Origin of the sequence: Saccharospirillum sp. HFRX-2, assembly GCF_043196805.1 — a bacterium.
Lineage (GTDB): Bacteria > Pseudomonadota > Gammaproteobacteria > Pseudomonadales > Natronospirillaceae > Saccharospirillum.
The window spans coordinates 28,542-45,794 of record NZ_JBEBMU010000008.1 but is presented as its reverse complement, the minus strand read 5'-3'; the positions used below and the strand labels follow the sequence as shown (position 1 = coordinate 45,794).

Annotated in this window: 19 protein-coding genes; 7 read left to right on the top strand and 12 right to left on the bottom strand. The window is 57.2% G+C overall.

Annotated elements, in window-relative coordinates:
* Position 1 precedes the first annotated feature (1 nt).
* From ABMA60_RS15250 to ABMA60_RS15240, 3 genes are all read right to left on the bottom strand, one after another.
* Positions 2-433, bottom strand: a complete 432-nt coding sequence (locus tag ABMA60_RS15250) for a glyoxalase superfamily protein (RefSeq protein ID WP_392804724.1) — start codon at positions 431-433, stop codon at positions 2-4.
* A complete protein-coding gene (locus tag ABMA60_RS15245; protein ID WP_392804720.1) occupies positions 430-1,833 on the bottom strand; it encodes an MATE family efflux transporter in 1,404 nt (467 codons plus the stop codon). Before ABMA60_RS15245 ends, ABMA60_RS15250 begins: the two co-directional genes overlap by 4 nt.
* A 199-nt stretch (positions 1,834-2,032) precedes the next feature.
* Positions 2,033-2,794 carry a phosphatase gene (locus ABMA60_RS15240; RefSeq protein ID WP_392804718.1) on the bottom strand — a complete coding sequence of 254 codons (762 nt, stop codon included), beginning with the start codon at positions 2,792-2,794 and terminating at the stop codon, positions 2,033-2,035.
* Between ABMA60_RS15240 and ABMA60_RS15235 the strand changes: the two genes are divergently transcribed.
* Together ABMA60_RS15235 and ABMA60_RS15230 are read left to right on the top strand one after the other, a co-directional pair.
* Positions 2,793-3,179 carry a hypothetical protein gene (locus ABMA60_RS15235; RefSeq protein ID WP_392804717.1) on the top strand — a complete coding sequence of 129 codons (387 nt, stop codon included), beginning with the start codon at positions 2,793-2,795 and terminating at the stop codon, positions 3,177-3,179. The two genes, ABMA60_RS15240 and ABMA60_RS15235, sit on opposite strands and share 2 nt — an antisense overlap.
* Complete coding sequence (locus ABMA60_RS15230) at positions 3,085-4,755, top strand: methyl-accepting chemotaxis protein (protein ID WP_392804715.1); 1,671 nt, start codon at positions 3,085-3,087, stop codon at positions 4,753-4,755. Before ABMA60_RS15235 ends, ABMA60_RS15230 begins: the two co-directional genes overlap by 95 nt.
* 119 nt (positions 4,756-4,874) lie before the next feature.
* Here the strand turns inward: ABMA60_RS15230 and ABMA60_RS15225 are convergent, their stop codons facing one another.
* Positions 4,875-6,326: an aldehyde dehydrogenase gene (locus ABMA60_RS15225; RefSeq protein WP_392804712.1), complete on the bottom strand. Its 1,452-nt coding sequence runs from the start codon at positions 6,324-6,326 to the stop codon at positions 4,875-4,877.
* 139 nt (positions 6,327-6,465) lie between these two features.
* Here ABMA60_RS15225 and ABMA60_RS15220 point away from each other — a divergent pair, with 139 nt between their 5' ends.
* Positions 6,466-7,362 (top strand): helix-turn-helix domain-containing protein, encoded by an 897-nt coding sequence (locus tag ABMA60_RS15220; protein WP_392804710.1) that lies wholly within the window; start codon positions 6,466-6,468, stop codon positions 7,360-7,362.
* Positions 7,363-7,372: 10 nt separating this feature from the next.
* On the opposite strand, the gene ABMA60_RS15215 is transcribed toward ABMA60_RS15220, so the two are convergent.
* Positions 7,373-7,741, bottom strand: a complete 369-nt coding sequence (locus tag ABMA60_RS15215; RefSeq protein WP_392804708.1) for a DUF6164 family protein — start codon at positions 7,739-7,741, stop codon at positions 7,373-7,375.
* Positions 7,742-7,822: 81 nt separating this feature from the next.
* Between ABMA60_RS15215 and ABMA60_RS15210 the strand changes: the two genes are divergently transcribed.
* Both ABMA60_RS15210 and ABMA60_RS15205 read left to right on the top strand, forming a co-directional pair.
* Positions 7,823-8,197 carry a hypothetical protein gene (locus ABMA60_RS15210; protein ID WP_392804705.1) on the top strand — a complete coding sequence of 125 codons (375 nt, stop codon included), beginning with the start codon at positions 7,823-7,825 and terminating at the stop codon, positions 8,195-8,197.
* A 54-nt stretch (positions 8,198-8,251) separates the two neighbouring features.
* The gene (locus ABMA60_RS15205) at positions 8,252-8,737 is read left to right on the top strand and encodes a YajQ family cyclic di-GMP-binding protein (protein ID WP_392804703.1); all 486 of its coding nucleotides are present in this window, start codon (positions 8,252-8,254) and stop codon (positions 8,735-8,737) included.
* A 29-nt stretch (positions 8,738-8,766) separates the two neighbouring features.
* On the opposite strand, the gene ABMA60_RS15200 is transcribed toward ABMA60_RS15205, so the two are convergent.
* Positions 8,767-9,822, bottom strand: a complete 1,056-nt coding sequence (locus ABMA60_RS15200; RefSeq protein ID WP_392804700.1) for an amidohydrolase family protein — start codon at positions 9,820-9,822, stop codon at positions 8,767-8,769.
* Between the two features lie 143 nt (positions 9,823-9,965).
* On the opposite strand from ABMA60_RS15200, the gene ABMA60_RS15195 reads away from it, so the two are divergent.
* Positions 9,966-10,586, top strand: coding sequence for a class I SAM-dependent methyltransferase (locus ABMA60_RS15195; protein ID WP_392804697.1), 621 nt, complete (start codon positions 9,966-9,968; stop codon positions 10,584-10,586).
* Positions 10,587-10,598: 12 nt separating this feature from the next.
* On the opposite strand, the gene ABMA60_RS15190 is transcribed toward ABMA60_RS15195, so the two are convergent.
* The 6 genes from ABMA60_RS15190 to ABMA60_RS15165 all read right to left on the bottom strand — a co-directional run bounded on the left by ABMA60_RS15190 (position 10,599) and on the right by ABMA60_RS15165 (position 15,898).
* A complete protein-coding gene (locus ABMA60_RS15190) occupies positions 10,599-12,122 on the bottom strand; it encodes a hypothetical protein (protein WP_392804694.1) in 1,524 nt (507 codons plus the stop codon).
* 260 nt (positions 12,123-12,382) lie between these two features.
* Positions 12,383-12,919, bottom strand: a complete 537-nt coding sequence (locus ABMA60_RS15185; RefSeq protein ID WP_392804691.1) for an RBBP9/YdeN family alpha/beta hydrolase — start codon at positions 12,917-12,919, stop codon at positions 12,383-12,385.
* Between the two features lie 98 nt (positions 12,920-13,017).
* Positions 13,018-13,776, bottom strand: coding sequence for a substrate-binding periplasmic protein (locus ABMA60_RS15180; protein WP_392804688.1), 759 nt, complete (start codon positions 13,774-13,776; stop codon positions 13,018-13,020).
* 80 nt (positions 13,777-13,856) lie between these two features.
* The gene (locus ABMA60_RS15175; RefSeq protein ID WP_392804686.1) at positions 13,857-14,246 is read right to left on the bottom strand and encodes a PH domain-containing protein; all 390 of its coding nucleotides are present in this window, start codon (positions 14,244-14,246) and stop codon (positions 13,857-13,859) included.
* A gap of 29 nt (positions 14,247-14,275) precedes the next feature.
* Positions 14,276-15,376: a serine hydrolase domain-containing protein gene (locus ABMA60_RS15170; protein WP_392804683.1), complete on the bottom strand. Its 1,101-nt coding sequence runs from the start codon at positions 15,374-15,376 to the stop codon at positions 14,276-14,278.
* A 54-nt stretch (positions 15,377-15,430) separates the two neighbouring features.
* Positions 15,431-15,898, bottom strand: a complete 468-nt coding sequence (locus ABMA60_RS15165; protein ID WP_392804679.1) for an AAC(3)-I family aminoglycoside N-acetyltransferase — start codon at positions 15,896-15,898, stop codon at positions 15,431-15,433.
* Between the two features lie 137 nt (positions 15,899-16,035).
* Here ABMA60_RS15165 and ABMA60_RS15160 point away from each other — a divergent pair, with 137 nt between their 5' ends.
* Positions 16,036-17,241: an SIP domain-containing protein gene (locus ABMA60_RS15160; protein WP_392804676.1), complete on the top strand. Its 1,206-nt coding sequence runs from the start codon at positions 16,036-16,038 to the stop codon at positions 17,239-17,241.
* The last annotated feature ends 12 nt before the right edge of the window (positions 17,242-17,253 follow it).

Here is a 17,253-nt window from a genome sequence, read left to right as displayed (position 1 = left end):
TTCAGTCCGGTAGCTGCAAACGCAACAAGGGTTCACCACTGGACAGGCGTTCCGAGGTGATACCCCGATCATCGACGGTCGCCATCAGATGACGCCGTAAGGCGGAAAATCGGGGCGACGTCACCACATCCAACGGCTGTTCCAATTGCAGACGCAGCCGCCAATAACCCAGCCGCTCCATCTCGACCGAACGCACCTCGGCACGAAACGGCTGCCCCTGATAGTGACCATTCACCCACTCGCCGACAGCGACCGGAGGCTGGGTGTTTTTCAGCTCGGCGCTGAGCGTATTCCAATCGCGATAACCATGATCTTTGGCGATTAATTCCAACGCCTGGCTGTGACCAATGTCCACACCCTCAGCGGCCATCAACTGACGCAGACGTTTGGCCTGCGCCTTAATCTGCGCCAGCGTCGGTAAGGGCTCGCTCATGACCGACCGGCCTGAAACAGACCACGACGCAGCCCAAGGCGGCGTTCAGTCTGCGCCAACACCAGCAGCGCAATCAGCAGCATCAAACCTTCGGCGGTCGGCATCGCCAACCAGATACCGCGTTCACCGAGCAGCAATGGCAATAGCAGCAATAGCGGCAAGGTCAGCAGATAGGGCCGGGTCAGACTGAACAGAGCGGCACGCCCAGCATCGCCGAGTGATTGGAAATAAGCGCCCAGGATCAACATCGGACCGGACAGAAAATACAGCGCCACCATCATCGGCAGAATGCGACCGACTTCAGCAACGACCAACGCATCATCAACAAACAAGCGGCCGATTGGCTCGGCGAAAAACACCAGCGTCAATTCCACCACCAGGCCGTAACAAAGGGCGACACCCAAACCCAGGCGCAAGCCATCGTCACTGCGCTGCCACAGCTGGGCACCATGATTGTGGCCACAGATAGTTTGCAAGGCGTGCGACAACCCCAGCATCGGCATAAAGCACAGCGTCATCAGCCGAGTGACGATGCCGTAGGCCGACACCGTTGCGGCATAGTTCGGCGTATTAAAAGCATTGAGCGAGGTAATGATGGCCGCCGAAATCAGCGCCATACCGAAAAACGCCAGGCTTGGTGGCGCGCCGAGAGTGAGGATATCGCGCCAACTGCGCAGCAATTCTGCCGTTTGCGCGAAGCCGGTGCGCAGTTGCAGCCGCAACCGGGTTTTACCACTCCAGCGCAAACCGAAAATCAGACTCAGCGCCAGACATTGCGCTGCTGCGGTGCCATAAGCCGAACCTGCGACACCGAGATCAAACACCACGATCAACACGAAGTTAAACAGCATATTGGCGAGAGTGACGACCAGGCCCATCAGCGCCATCCAGCCGGCGCGACCTTCGTTGCGCAACGCATCGCCTTGCACGCCCAGACTGAACATCAGGGGCGAGGTAAAAACGATGATGCGCAAATAGGTCAACGCCATCTGCGCTAACTCTGCCCGGCCTTCGGCGGCGGCCTCGGTAAAAGCCGCGCCCCAGAGCACAAAAAGCAGCATCAGAAACACACTGGTCAGTAACGCCAGACCTTGAGCGGCGACAAAGACGCCCTGCGCCTGCTGGGCACGGCCGGCGCCGAGATGCCGCGCCAACAGGCTCGACATGCCAGCAGAGATGAGGCTCGACAAAGCCACCATCAGCATAAAAGCCGGGAACACCAGGGTGACCGCGCCGAGCGCATTGGCGCCGACAAAGACACCGAGAAACCAGGCATCGACCACGGTCAGCAAACCATTCATCAGCATGATGGCGATGATCGGCAAGGCAGTGCGGGCAAAAAGAGAAGTCAGGTCGTCCTGTAAAAAGGGCGAACCGGTAGGAGGGTTTGAAGCAGTCACGGCAGTTACTCCACGCGCTGGCATTCTGTCTTCGTGAACAGGAGAGATGGGGCTCGCATTACCACCTTCGCGAACAGAATGCGCAGGGGGAGAACATGGGATAAGGCAGAGCTTCACCAGAGCGTTAACGCCCGCGAGCGGCCGGTGTCTGCAACCGAGGCGCTACCTTAGGCAGCGACCACGGTTCTGTCAATATGCGTCAATCCGGGTCGAACTGTGCCGCCCAGACGGCCAGCTCTTTGGTCACCGTTTTGCCGTGTTCACCGAGAAACTTCAAAAACCGCGGCGCGTTGGCAGTGACGATGCGCGACTCCGGAAAGCCAACCGCTTCGGCCTGGGCGATGGCCTGATCGAACTCACCGACGGTAAAGGCGACGTGCGAATCCGAGCCAAAGGAGACCTTCCAGTCGAGGCGATCGATCATTTCCAGAATATGGCGGCAGTGTGGTTCGCTGCCGAGGCGCGAATGCGTGAAGGAAGAATTGTTGATCTCCAGCAGCACATTGTTGTCTTTAGCGGCGCGAATCACCTCTTCCACATCGATCGGATAATTCGGGTTGCCGGGGTGACCGATGATCTGACAATGGCCACTGGCGATGGTGTTGATCATGGCGCGGGTATTGGTGGCTTCATCGGCGGGCGAGAACACCGGCTCGTGAAAACTGGCAATGGCGAAATCGAGAAAACCGTGCAGTTTTTCCGGAATGTCGACCCCACCGTCGGGCTCGAGAATATTGGCTTCGATGCCGCGCAGCATGGCGACGTTTTCCACCACCCGTGGAATCACCTTCATATTGCCGAAATGCCAGTAGTGCGCGCCGTCCGGCATGGTCGGGGCGTGGTCGGTAATGCTGAACAACTGCAGGCCTTTATCGCGGGCGATGCGGAAGTAATCGTGCACCGTGCTGTAGGCGTGATCGGAAGCGACGGTGTGGGCATGGGTGTCGGTCAGAATGCGCATGGATATTCCTGAAGCGATGCAAACCACCAGCCTAACACAGGCCGGTGACAGGCTGATGTCGGAAAAACTTGAGTACGATCTTAAGCTAAGAGCACAGAGGGCAATTCTTGACTATATTAAGTCATGTGATTGTACGTTTTTCATACAAAATCGAGCTGGAATTGGCGCTATTATTCCATTGAAAGCTCGTAAATTAGTGTTCTCTAAAATCTACCAGTGGTCGATTGGTGTCACTTCTGTCCGCCTCGACCATACTCCTAAAAACAACAAAATTAATGGAGCGCCACAGCATGAAGCTATCGTTGAAAGCTTTGTTGTACGGTATTGCGGTGTTACCGGTTATCGCTTTGGCGGTAGCAGGCATCGGCACCCAGTACTTTGGTAACCGTACCTTGCAGGAACACACTGCAGAACACATCCACAAGGCTGTGATCGAGATTGAAAGCCAGCGGCTGAAAACGATCATGGATTCCGTTGAAGGCCTGATCCAACCCTACCTCGAACAACCTGGCTTGGCTGGCCGTGACGCCGCCATGGACATGCTCGGTAATTACAGTTTCGATGAAGGTGATGGTTATATCTTCGGCTACGACGGTGAAGGCGTCCGTCTGCTGCACCCCGGCGGCGGCATTGGCAATAACTACTACAACCTCCAGGACGACAACGGCACCTATCTGATCAAAGGCTTGATCGACGCAGCCAAAGCCGGGACCGGCTATTTCACCTACCTGTTCCCACGTCCGGGCGGTGACATTGCCGAACCCAAATATTCCTATGCCATCTGGGTTGAGCAGTGGAACCTGATGCTCGGCACCGGGTTTTATATCGACTCGGCGGAATCCCTGACCGGCGCTATTCGCGACACCATTGTCGATGAAGGCCACAACATGATGGCGACCTCGGCCATCGTCATGGGTGCGGGCACCTTGTTGATTCTGGGGCTGATCACCTTGCTGGTGCGCGGCATCTACCGGGCATTGAATGCCTTGGGTGGTTCGGTCAAACGACTGGCATCCGGCCAGGGCGATTTAACCACCGAACTGCCGCGCAGTGGCATCGATGTATTCAATGAATTGGCGCAGGATTTCAACACCTTCCTGGGCCAGTTACGCGATGATATTCGTCAGTTAAACCAGGATGTTGCCACCATCAGTCAGGTGTCCGATCAGGGCACCGAATCGGCCACCTCCATGGCGCGCGAAAGTAACGATCAGGCCGAATCGGTTTACTCTAACGCCACCGCCGTTGAAGAACTGGCAGCCACTGCTGCGGATATTGCCAATCATTCCGAAGAAACCCGCAGTCGCTCGGAAACGGCTCAGGAACAGATGCAGGGCATTAATGAACAGTCGGTTGCCACCCAGGCAACTCTGGGTGAACTGGATGCGCTGTCGCAGTCGGTGGAGGAATCCATCAACGGTCTGGACCAGGAAATCCAGAGCATTTCGCGCACCCTGGATGAGATCAACGGCATTTCTGAGCAAACCAATTTGCTGGCGCTGAACGCTGCTATCGAAGCAGCTCGGGCGGGCGAACACGGCCGCGGTTTCTCGGTGGTCGCCGACGAAGTTCGCCAACTGGCGCAACGCACTCAAACCAGCACCGACGACGTCAGCACCATTCTCGAACGGCTTAATAGCATGGCCAAGGAAACCGTCGAGAAGATGCAGTTGTCGCGCACCCAACGTGAGGAAACGCTGGCGGCGATGTCACGCATTGAAAGTATGGTGAACGATGCCAGCGCACAGATGAACGCTCTGGTGGAAATGAACCACCAGATCGCCACCAGCGCCACTGAGCAGTCGTCTGTGACTACCGAGATGTCGGCTCGCACCGCCATGGTGGCCGAGGCTTCGGAGAAGGTGAAAGCCAAGGCAACCGAAGTACAGGATGTGATGAGTCAGTTGAAAACAGTAGCGGGACGAATTGATCAGATCGCCCGGAAATTCCAGGTCGATTAATCAACATCAGGTAATGAGTTCAAACCTTACCCAACAAAAAAAGCCAGGCTGTTAATCAGCCTGGCTTTTTTAATGAACCGTACTTTCTAAAGCTTAATAAGCCCTAGTTGGAGGCTGCCTTAGAACGGATAGTGCCGCTCACCCCACTGATTGGTCACCCAACGCAGCTCGGTAAATTCATTGATCGCCGCCTTACTGCCAAAGCGACCATAACCGCTGGCCTTAACGCCGCCGAAAGGCATTTGCGCCTGGTCCTGAACGGTGGGGCTGTTGATGTGGCAGATGCCACTGTCGATGCGGCCCGCCACGGCCATGGCTTTATTGAAGTCCTGACTGAATACCGCCGCTGACAAACCATACTGGCTGTCGTTGGCGATGCGAATGGCGTCTTCTTCATCCTGAGCGCGCATGATCGACAGCACCGGACCAAAGGATTCTTCGCTGTAGATTTGCATCGAGGAGGTGACGTTATCGATCAAGGTAGCGTCCATTAACACCGAATCGCTGCGACCACCGGCCAACACCTCAGCGCCCTTGCGGCTGGCGTCGTCGATCAGGCGATTGAGCCGTTCCAGGGCCGCCTCATTAACCACAGCGCCCAGGATGGTATTGCCCGCCTCCGGTTTACCCGCGGTAATGGTGCGCGCTTTTTCGGCCAGCTTGGCGACCAGTTTATCGGCAATGCCGGGTGTGACGATCAAGCGCTCGGTCGACATGCAGATCTGCCCCTGGTTCATATAGGCACCAAAGGCAGCGGCGTTAACGGCGGCATCGACGTCGGCGTCATCGAGCACCACCATCGGCGCTTTGCCACCGAGTTCGAGCAACACCGGCTTGAGGTTTTCCGCGCACAAACCAGCAATGATACGGCCAACGCGCGTCGAACCGGTGAAGTTCACACGGCGCACCGCCGGGTGCTCGATCAAGCTTTTTACGATCTCCGGCGCGTCTTCGGGCGCATTGGTGATCATATTCAGGGTGCCTTCCGGCAGGCCAGCTTCGGTCAGCGCTTCGGCGATCAATTGATGCGTCGCCGGACAGATTTCCGAGGCTTTGAACACCACCGAATTGCCGCAGGCCAGCGGCATCGCCACCGAACGCACACCGAGAATGATGGGCGCATTCCAGGGCGCAATGCCCAGCACCACACCCACCGGCTGACGGATGCCCATGGCCATCATGCCCGCTTCATCCGACGGAATGATGGAGCCGTCGATCTGGGTGGTCATGGCCGCCGCTTCACGCAACATCGACGACGCCAGGTGAATGTTAAACCCACCCCACATGCCAGTAGCGCCCATTTCCTGCATAACGCGCTGGCCGGCTTCCTCGGCTTTAGCGGCCAGCTTGTCAGCCGCCAGCAGCAAGACCGCACGTCGCTCGCCCGGTGTCTTCTGCGACCAGACCGGGAAGGCCGCAGCCGCCGCATCTGCCGCCGCACGAGCATCGGCGACCGTGGCCGCAGCCGCAGTGGTGACGACTTCGCCATTGATGGGGTTTTTGACTTGGTAGGTCTGGTTGTTTTGCGCATTGCTTGGCTGACCGTTCAGCCACAGGGGGACTTCGTACATAGCTAGCTCCTCGACCGTTGTTGTAGTTGTGTGTCGGTTCTGGCGCTAACGGTAGATAAAAGCCCGGGGCAGTAAAATGCTTTTGTATGGTACTTTTACGACAAATAATTGCACTTACTAAACGGCAGACGCTGAAATCATGACCGACAACCCGCTGTCAGCGCCCATCCAGCGCCATCTGGACGTGGTCGAAGTCGCCTCACCCCATTCCGAACTGACCTGGACAGCACCGCGTCAGGAATGGCGTCATTTTGCCCAGTGCATGCTGCTGCAATCGGGGTCGGCGCTGGCCCTGTTCAAAGGCGCCAAATTACCGCTCAAAGCACCGGCGCTGGCCTGGCTGCCCGCAGGCATGATGGTGCAGGCGCGCTTTGCGGCTGGCAGTCGTGGCATGCTGCTGTCGGTTTCTGAGGATTGGCTGGTCCCCGCCGTCACCGGCCGGCTCGACCCGGAATTGCCCTACCGCGTACTGGCCGATACCGTCCATGCGGCGCAACCCGAAGATACTGGCTTTTGGACGCTGATTGAGCCTTGTTTCGCCTCCATTCGTGCCGAACTTCACCAAAGCGACCTAGGGGCCAGATCCGTAGTAGCGGCGCAACTGACGACGCTGCTCACTTACCTGCACCGCCTCGACCGTGACCGACCGCCTTATCCGGCCACCGGCGAAACCCGTTCAGTGGTCTATCAACGTTTTCTGCAATTGGTGGAGTTGCACTTTCGCGAGCATTGGAAGGTGCGCGACTATGCCGCCAGCATGGGCGTCACCGAACGACGCCTGGAAGCAGCAACGCAACGCGATGCCGGCCAGTCACCGAGCACACTGATACAACGCAAACTGCTCAGCGAAGCCTGCCAGCGATTGGCGCATTCGCCGTTGTCGGTAGCGGAAGTGGCTTACGGTTTGGGCTTTCGCGACCCGGCTTATTTCAATCGCTTTTTTAAGCGCCAGATCGGCGCTGCTCCGGGTACCTGGCGACGGGAAATGCGCGCCAAGGAGTTTCACGACGATACGACCTTTGCGGCCTGGCCGTAACGGCGGCGATTCAGTCGGGCAATAAGGAAAAGAACGGTACGGTGGACACCAGGGCGACCGCCGACAAACCGATAATAATCACCACAAAGGCCAGCGGACTGGCTTTGAAACGGTCCCAGATAGAAGGCACTTCTCCAGCCTGTTGCGCCGCCTCGTACTCCCCACGCAACCGCACCTGACGTTCCTGCTGATAGGTCTCGATCACCGCTCGCGCTTCGGCTTTGCGGCTGTCGTCGATCAGCCAGATGCCGGGCATGGAAATACGCCAGCGACCGGCGCTGGTTTCAAAAGTTTCGAAGCCGTGTTCATCGAGCAGTTGGCGTACGTCATCGGCTTCGTCGTCGGGGACGTTGTGCAGGCGAAAAATCAGCTTAGCCATGGATCTTCTGTCTCTTGCTCGGCTTGTCAGTGGGCGGCGGCGGGCCTATGGTACTCGCCCCGAACGACAGGACCCAAGCCTATGTTGTTTTATGGCACTTCGGACATCGTCACTGAACTGGAAAGCCGGCCGCTGAATAACGGCGCGCCGGCCGAGCGCGTGCACCTTAAAGGCGGGCCAGTGCTGGTGTTGAGCCAGGGCGCGTTGGCGCTTTATAAAGATGCGGCCTCACCAGACGATCCGCTCGGTAACGGCCTGCTCGCCTTGGTTGAATTGGATGAGGCGCATCAATTGGCACCGGCCGGTGAGCGCTTTGTCACTGAGCACCGCGCTGGCTATATTGGCCTGGCCGATGGTCAGGCGTTGCTGGTCACGCCCGCCGCCATTGTGCTTTACGCCAACCGCGATGATGCGCTGCGTAATCAAAATGCCCGGGCGCGACTGAATTTTGAATAAGCTTTAATGCTATGATGCGCCCTGCTTAACTGACTGAATCACAGCGAGAACACCATGCCGTCTTTCGACATCGTATCTGAAACCGACGAAGTCGCTCTGCGCCACGCCGTCGACAACGCCAACCGCGAACTGGCCACCCGCTTCGACTTCCGCGGTGTCGAAGCCAGCATTGAACAGAACGGTCTGGAAGTGACTCTGAAGACCGAATCCGATTTTCAGGTCCGCCAGTTAGAAGACCTGTTTCGCAAAGCCTGCACCAAGCAGAACGTCAGCGCCGCCGGTGCCGATATTGATGATGAACCGGTGCATTCGGGCAAGACATTCTCACTGACACTGACCTTTAAACAGGGTATCGATCAGCCGACCGCGAAGAAGATCGTTAAGCTGATTAAAGACAACAAACTGAAAGTTCAGGCGTCGATCCAGGGCGATCAGGTTCGGGTCAATGGTAAGAAACGCGACGACCTCCAAGAAGCCATCGCTTTATTGAAAGGGTCGGACATCGAGCTGCCGTTGCAGTTCAATAATTTCCGCGATTAATCAGCACTTCTTTTGCCCGGCTGTTTGTACTAATCCTCTTCCGTACAGATAGCCGGCGCCACTTCATCCAGTTTCATTAAGTCGAAATAATTCTGCCCCAGGGCTATGTTGCGAAAGGCGTCGTCATCCAGAAACTGGTTGATGTAGCTGTTGGCGTCGAGCGCTCGCTCGTATTGTGAATAGCCGGTATTTTCCGAGGCGACGATATCGGTTCCGGTTAACACGCGTTGCGAATATTGGTTGAGAAAATCGACGTAAAACGGCCGGCGGGTTGGCTCGGAAAAATAGTAGTCGTAGAGCACGCTCCAGGAAATATCGACCCACAGATTCGGATATTCATCCATCATCTCACTGAGAATTCGCGTGTGCTGACGCGGCTCCATATCGCGTTGCTCGCGTGACATTCCCAGGTGCATCCAGACGATGGTGTTGTCTGGGTAGCGTTCCAACACGGCTTGCATTAACGGCAGGTATTTCAGCGGGTCCTGGTCGTTACCAAAATCCGAATGCAGCGCCAGTGGCATATCGCGTTCGCGCAGTCGGGCCATAAAGGGCGCCCAGGCGTCGATGTCTTCCAGAGTGGCCGGCTCATGGCCCCAAACAAAGAGCGCTTGTTTAACCAGATTGGCTTCGCCCATCCATTGAAAAAAGCCGGGGAATTCGGCATCAAGAATGTCCATACGAGCGACGATGGTTTCCGGGTGCTGTAAGTCGGGGAAGGTCATCGACAAGGTCAGGCCGACATTGCGCGATGGATGATCGGCCATGTTTTTGGCGTTAATAAAATCGTTTTTCATCGTCGGCATGATGGTATCGGAATCGCACGGGCCGCCATGAAAACAGCCCCAATCCTGGATGCGAGTCTGACCAATACCGTAGACATTGGCGTAGCGAATGCCGGCGCGCTCCAAGTATCCGATCAATTCTTCATGGGGCAGCGACGGGCCGCTGAAGGGCTGGAAATGCAGATGGCTGTCGACCACAAAACGATGCGATTGTTCGGAACGGTCAAAACATTGAGCGGCGGTAGCACTCATCGTTAAGGCCGTCAGGCTCAGCGCCAACCAGGACGTTTTGTGCATCATCGGGATCTCCAACAGCTTTGACCGCAGGCCAGTGTAGCGAAGATAACGACCAAAGGGGCGGCCTTTACGACGATGACCATCGGCCAGTGGCGAGCGTCGCTTTTTTCTCCAATACTGCAGCTTCATGCCAGAGGTTGATCGATATGGAAGCACATCGTTTTTGGGACCGCATTGCCAACAAATACTATAAGCAGCCGGTACCCAGTGAAGCCGATTACCAGCGCAAGCTCGAGCTGACCCGCGAGTATTTCACCGCGCACAGCGAGGTGGTGGAATTTGGTTGCGGTACCGGCACCACGGCCGTCGCTCATGCGCCCTTCGTCAAACGACTGCGTGCTGTCGATATCTCCGAACGTATGCTGGCCATTGCCCGTCAGCAGGCGGCCGATGCCGGTGTCGACAACCTGAGCTTCCGTTGCGGCACGCTGTTTGATTTAAACCTGGCCGACAACAGCGTGGATGTGGTGCTCGGCATGAGTATTTTGCATCTGCTGCCGAACCGCCAGGAAACCCTGGTGGAAGTGCATCGTATTTTGAAGCCCGGCGGTTGCTTTATCAGCAGCACCGCCTGCATCGGTGAGAAAATGGCCTGGTTTCGTTACCTGGTGCCAATCGGCCAAAAGCTGGGGTTGTTGCCCATCGTTAAGGTGTTCGATATGGACGAACTGAGGCAGGACATCAGCAACAGCGGTTTTAAGCTGCAAACCGATTGGGTGCCCGACAGTTCGCCCATGGTGCTGTTTACGGTGGCGACCAAGCACTGATCGCCACCGCTGTCAGTGGTATGCCGCCATCGCGCTGTCGCCTAAGTCGCTGTCCATGGTCGCTTTGAAATAAGCGCCTTGCTGCCATTGCTCGACCGGCTTGTGAAACAGATAGACCGCGCCGGAACTCAGCGCCACACCAGGATGATAACCCGGTGCCGTCTCCAGCAAGCCGGCGTCTTCAGCGGCGGCACCAATGACCAGGATGTTGCCATCGGCGCTGAGACTGAGGGCGCTGCCAAATTGATCGAGCGCGGCGGGTGCCTCGGCTTTCAGGTAAGCCGTTTGCTTCCAGTTTTCTTTCAACTGATTAAACACATAAACCGCTCCGGATTGCAGCGCATTGTTATTGTCCGCGTTGCCGGAACTGTCTTCCCATTGCGCACTCACCGCCAGGACCTTGCCGTTGGCACTGAACTGCAATTGCGTCCCGAAGCCATCATTTTTTTCGCCGTTGGCCGCTTTCAAATAGGCCTGTTGTTGCCATTGGCCGTTGCGTAATTCATAGAGATAGACGGCGCCGGCGTTGGTCGCGCTGTTGTCCTGACCGTCGCCACCGGCACCCGGTGAGCCAGCCTCGCCCTGAGCGCTGATTGCCAGACGAGTGCCATCCGCATTCAGGCTGACGGCGGTACCGAAGTTATCGCGTTCGTCAGCATAGCGGGCACTGAGCTTGCTCTGCAGTTGCCAGCCGTCAGTCTGCTGCGCAAACAGATACACCATGCCGGCGTTACGCAGTCGCTTCGTCACCCCATTCTCGGTGACAAAACCATCGTGTTGATTGGCGCCAATGGCGAGTAATTTGCCATGTTCGCTGATGCTTAAGGCGTGCCCGAAGTCTTCCATTTCCTGCGCTGGAGCCCCCTTCAATATGGTGCGTTGCTGCCATTGATCATTTTGATACTGAAACAAATAGACCGCACCGGCATTATGACGCTGGTTGTCGTCTCCCGTGGCGCTGTCACCGGAACCGTCTTCTCCCAAGGCGGCAACGGCCAGCGTCTGTCCATCGGCACTGACGGTCAGTACTGAGCCAAAGGCATCAAAGCTCTCGGCGTTGCTCGCTTGCAGTTGCGCCTCCTGATACCAGTGCTGCTGTTTACGTCGAAACAGATAGACCGCGCCCTGATTCACGCCGGCACCAATGGGTAGTTGCTCATCCATGCCATCGGTTTGCGAGGCACCGATGGCCAGCACAGAGCCGTCGGCGCTGAGGCTGAGCGCGCTGCCGAAGAGGTCTTCCAATTGGCTGTCTTTGGCTTTCAGATAAGCCTGACGAACCCATCGGCTGCCGGTGTTGAAATAGACATAAACGGCACCGGAATTAATGGCTTTGTTATTGAATTCGTCACCATCGACGCCGCGCGCCTCACTGTCTTCTCCCGGCGCACTGATGGCCAGGGTACGACCGTCGGCACTGATGGCCACTGCCGTGCCAAAGGCATCGCCTACCGTGGTCAATAGATGAGCCGATTTGGATTGCGCCACCTTCACTGTTTCGGCAGCGCTGGGGGACAGGGTCGGTAAGGTCGGCATGGCCGACTCTGATCGATCGCAACCGCAGATGACTGAGGCCAGAGCGGCCACTAAGCAATAACGAAGACAGCTGAGTGCGAATAAAGACGGGCGTTGCATTGGCTTAATCCTTTGCCAGGTTGAGAGTGCTCTATGCTCTCAGGCAAGCGCTGAATTAAGCGTTTTAACAACCGTGGTAATTTGAGCAAATCGTTGTAGAAATCAGCAGATTTTTCTCACCACGCCCAAAATTTACCCATTTCCGATGATCAGGCGACCACTTAACGGTCGATCAAATCCTGTAACAAAGCCCGTCCTTCTGGCCAATCTCCCAGACCGCTGTCGTGATTAATATGGCCACAGTCGCCCAGACTAACCAGACGGCTGCCCCAGTTGCGGGCGCACTGCTGAGCAAATTCGGGCTGGGCGTAAGGATCGTCGGTGCTCATCACCAGCGTCGTTGGGAATGGCAGCCATTGCTGAGGCGGCTGTTCAAAACCGGTAATAGTGCTGGGGAAGTGAGCGCCCTCGGGGTCGGGCGGGGCAACCAGTAAAGCGCCATGGACGTCCGTCAACGGATGCTCCGCGGCCCAGAAAGCAACGGTCAGACAGCCCAGACTGTGCGCTACCAACAACAGCGGTCGATCGGCATTGCGAGCCACGGCGGCATCCAGCGCGGCCACCCAGGCCGCACGCTCGGCATGAAACCAGTCGCGTTGCTCGACGCGCTCAAAGCCTGTGTCCTGCTGCCATCGACTTTGCCAGTGCTGCGGACCGGAACTGCCGTACCCGGGCAGAATCAAGCAGTGTGGCGTCATGGCGTTGACCTCGGTTCTGAAGCAGAGCGTTATTGTCCGTTTGAGCCGTGTAATTACAAGCGAAGTTGGGCAGAGTTAAGAGGAGTTGAGCCAATCACTCAGCGCACGCCAGCGCTTTCCAGCCAGGATTCACGCTGACCTATCTCCTTGAGAAATTGGCTGGTGATGGCTTCGGTTTCACCACTGAGCTGCATTTGCGCCAGGATATCAGCCAGGGGTTGCGCCAGCTCAGCATGCCGTCGGTGCAGGTAGTGGTGCAGCGTAAAGTGCGCCAGCACCTCATCGAGCACCATCAATTGCGACCAGTCTGCATTTTCCAGTGGATCGATACCGGCAATATTCGATATCACCAGAACGTCCACCCGATTACGCTCAAGCATGGGAATAAACTGGGCGGAATCGGCAATGGCGGTCACCCTCAGACCGGCGGTGGCACGTTCGGCGATCACCACACCACGACGAATGGCGATGCGTTTGTCGGCTAAGGCCGCCAGGTCCCAGTGGGTAATACTTGGATCCTGGGTAATGGCACGAAGCTCTCCGTGCAGCAACGGATAAGGCACCTGCACCAGGCTTGAGTAACGACCATCCAGCGCCGCTATGCGCATCATGTCGCCATCGGCTTCACCGCTGACCGCCATCGACAAAGCCCGGTTTGCCGGCTGCGGCACAATATCGATCGATATGCCCAGTTTGGTGTAAGCCGCCGACATAATACGGTTCGCCAACTCGGCGCTGGGCAGGCCGGCAATCGACATCAGCGTCAGCGACGAGGTTGTTTGCGCCTGGCTGTGAGCAGCCCAAAAAACACTGCTTGCCACGCACAGCCAGGTCAGCCAAATCACAAGGCGCTTCATTCCGTCTCCTTGGAATCCGGGTTATCCCTGTTCCAGTCTAGACCAATCCAGGCTTAACGAATGCGCGGCTGAACCGGGGCTTAGCGCGCCTGATTGACGCGTTGCATCAGCGCAGCAATAAAGCCTTCCCGATCCTGAGGTGACACTAAAAAGGTACGGCCTGTGGTGCGGATTTTGACGCGCCTTAACGACAACGCCGGCGCCGCGGTGGGGTCGAAACTGGGCTCGGCACTGAGGATGTCCGCGTAGCGAAGACGCCAGTTAAGCAGTCCGGAACGGATGCTTAAGCGATCTGGCTCCAAGCGGTATTCGCAGGGCCACAGCAACAGTGCCAGCACCATCACCACCAACAGTTCCAGCAAGACCGCCAGGGTTACTCCCAGCGTCGGAACCAGGCTGACCAGACTGAGAATAAAAGCGCCGGCCAAGACCACGACCAGCCAGATGTCTATGCGCGAACGATAACTCATCCGTCGACTCCTTCGTTGGTTACCGCAGGTTATTCAGTCACCTCAGGCACAGTGCGCTGCGCCGCCGTTTTTAATTCAGGCACTGAGGGCAGGATGGCGTTAAAGAAAATACGATCAACGACCGAGGCGTCTGGGTTGTTGTAATAACCGGCGGTGAGCACCGCCACCAGACCGAACTGAGGGGCGATAAAGAGCGTCTGGCCGCCATTGCCACGTGCGGCAATGACGCGTACCGGCTGCAAACCATAGTCCACCTCATGCAGCCACCATAAGTAGCCGTATGGCGTGCCATCGACTTGCACCTGTGGCGTTGTGGCGGCGCTGATCCAGGCCGGACTGATCAGTTGCTCGCCCTGCCATTGTCCCTGCTGCAAAATCAGCTGACCGATCTTGATCAGCGCTCTGGGTGTGAGCAACAAATGACCACCGGTATCCACCTGAGTGTCACCATCAAAACGCGCCCAGCGCAGATTGCGGATCCCCAAAGGTGCAAACAAGCGTTGCTGAGCATATTGATCAACCGGCTGACCGGTCGCTTCGGTCATCACCCGGCCCAGAGCGATAACACCGCCGGTACAGTAGGCACTGAGTTGGCCCGGCGGGGCGACGGCATCCAGTGCCAGAAAGTAACCGACCCAGTCGCGCTGACGATAGATACGGTCTTCCTGGCCTCGGGATTGGCGATCGCGGTCATCACAGTCCAGACCGGATGACATGGTCAGCAGATGACGCAGAGTAATGGCACCTTTGTTGTCCACCTGCGGATAGGCCTCACCCAGGTAGCGCATCATCGGCTGATCGATATTCAGGATGGCACCATCATCCACCGCCATGCCGGTCAACAGAGCGGTGATGCTCTTGGTCACCGAGCGCAAGTCATGAGGGGTATCGGCGCTGTAGCCGTTGTAATAACGCTCGTACACCAGTTGGCCCTGACGAGCGACAAGGATCGAGTGCAGTTGGTGATTTTCCACCTCGGCCAGATCGGCATCGAGCTGTTGCAGGTATTCGTTCGACAGCCCGACATCGGCCAGGCTGGCGGTCGGCAGTGGGTCGTCTTGCGCAATCGGCGGTGGCGGTGAGTTTACCGCGCAGGCACTGAGCAGCAAGATTGCGAGGGCAGCGATCAAAGGCTTCCGGGGCAGCATGGTCTTCCTTCTATCTATTGGTAATGGCCGACAGGGTCAGTCACGAAGCGGCGGAATGTCGAAATGCAACACCGACTCGCGCTGGCCCAGCCGCTCGTACAGCGCAATCGCCGGGATGTCTTCCGCTTCAGTATCGGCCTGCACAAAGATCACCCAGGCGCCACGTTCTGCCGCCAGGTGCTGCAAGTGACCGATCAACGCCGTGGCAACGCCGCGCCGGCGGTAAGGAGCGAGCACTGCCAAATCGTACAGATAAATTTCACTGCGGGCCTGCTCGAACTTAACCAGTTCGTAGGCGGCCAGGGCACCGACAACCTCATCGTCCAGCTTCGCCACCAGAGCGATAAAGCCCGGGTTGTTCAACAAACGACGGCGATAATCGACATCCGGCGGCTGTGCCAAATAGGACTCGGCATCATCGAAGGCGGTGGCAAAGACGCTGAGCATCGCCTGGTAGTCGGCCAGGGCATCCGCATTGAGCTGGGCAATCTCTGGTCTGGACACAGACGTTATCCGGCGTGGTCAGGGAGCCTTATATTGGCGCATGCCATCGGCTCTGACCAGACAGCCCAGACTGGTTGACACTATCAACTATAACGAGCACAATGCGTCGCAAATAGATTTGATAAGCATTCTCAACAATGTCAACCCGGCTCAGTGAAAGCCTGCACCAGTTAATGCACGCCTACCGTTCGCAACTGCGCGACTCCATTCGCAGCGCAGGCATCGACTGGCCGGTGACTCACCTTCGCGTGCTCAAGGGCATCGCTCACCAGCCTGGCTGTACGGCTCGGGAAATCGCCTGCGCCATGCGTGCTGATAAAGCACAAATTACCCGGGCGCTCAGTGACTTGCGTGCGGCTGATCTCATCGAAAGTCAGCACAACCCGCGGGATGGGCGCAGCCAGTTATTGCAACTGAGCGAAACCGGCACGGCGCTGCGCGAACGCCTCCAATTAGCCGAAGAGTCGGCGGTTACTCAATTGACTCAGGCACTGAGTCCGGACGATCTCACTCACTTCATGTCACTGGCGCAACGCATGATTGCCAATGCCACGCCGGTCCGTTCTGCACAGGAGAATTCAACCATGCCAGCCCCGGCCCAACGCCAACTGGAAGTTATCCGCACCACTGACCTTACCCCTCATATGAAACGCGTCACCCTCGGCGGGCTGAAAGCCACCGACTTTCCAGCCGACCAGGCCAGCGCCTATTTCAAATTTCTGTTCCCGCGCGAAGGCAGCGACAAGCCGTTGATGCGCACCTACACCATCCGCCATCAACGCGATGATGAAATCGACGTCGATTTTGCGCTACATGAGCCGGCCGGCCTGGCATCTCACTGGGCACAAACCGTACAGCCCGGTGAGCGCATCGATATCCGTGGCCCGGGTCCGAAGAAAATGGTCAACTTCGAGGCGGATTGGTTTTTACTGGTTGGCGATATGACGTCGATGCCGGCGATCAGCGTCAATCTGGAACAGTTGCCCGACGACGCCCGGGGCCACGTGGTGATTGAAGTCGCCGATAACAGCGACATTCAACCGTTACAACATCCAACCGGCGTGGAACTGCACTGGATCATTGCAGCGAACGCCGACCCCAGCGGACAACGACTGGTTGAAGCGGTCAAGCAGTTGCCCTGGTTGGATGGCACACCCTCGGTGTGGACGGCTTGTGAGTTCAATTCCATGCGCGCCCTGCGCCAGCATTTCCGGGAAACCGCCGACATTCCCAAAAGCCATTTCTATATTTCCAGCTACTGGAAAATGGGCGCTAACGAAGACGATCACAAAACCGTTAAACGCCAGGATAATGAGCAATGGGAGCAAGGCGCTGCAGACTGATTGGCGACAGCG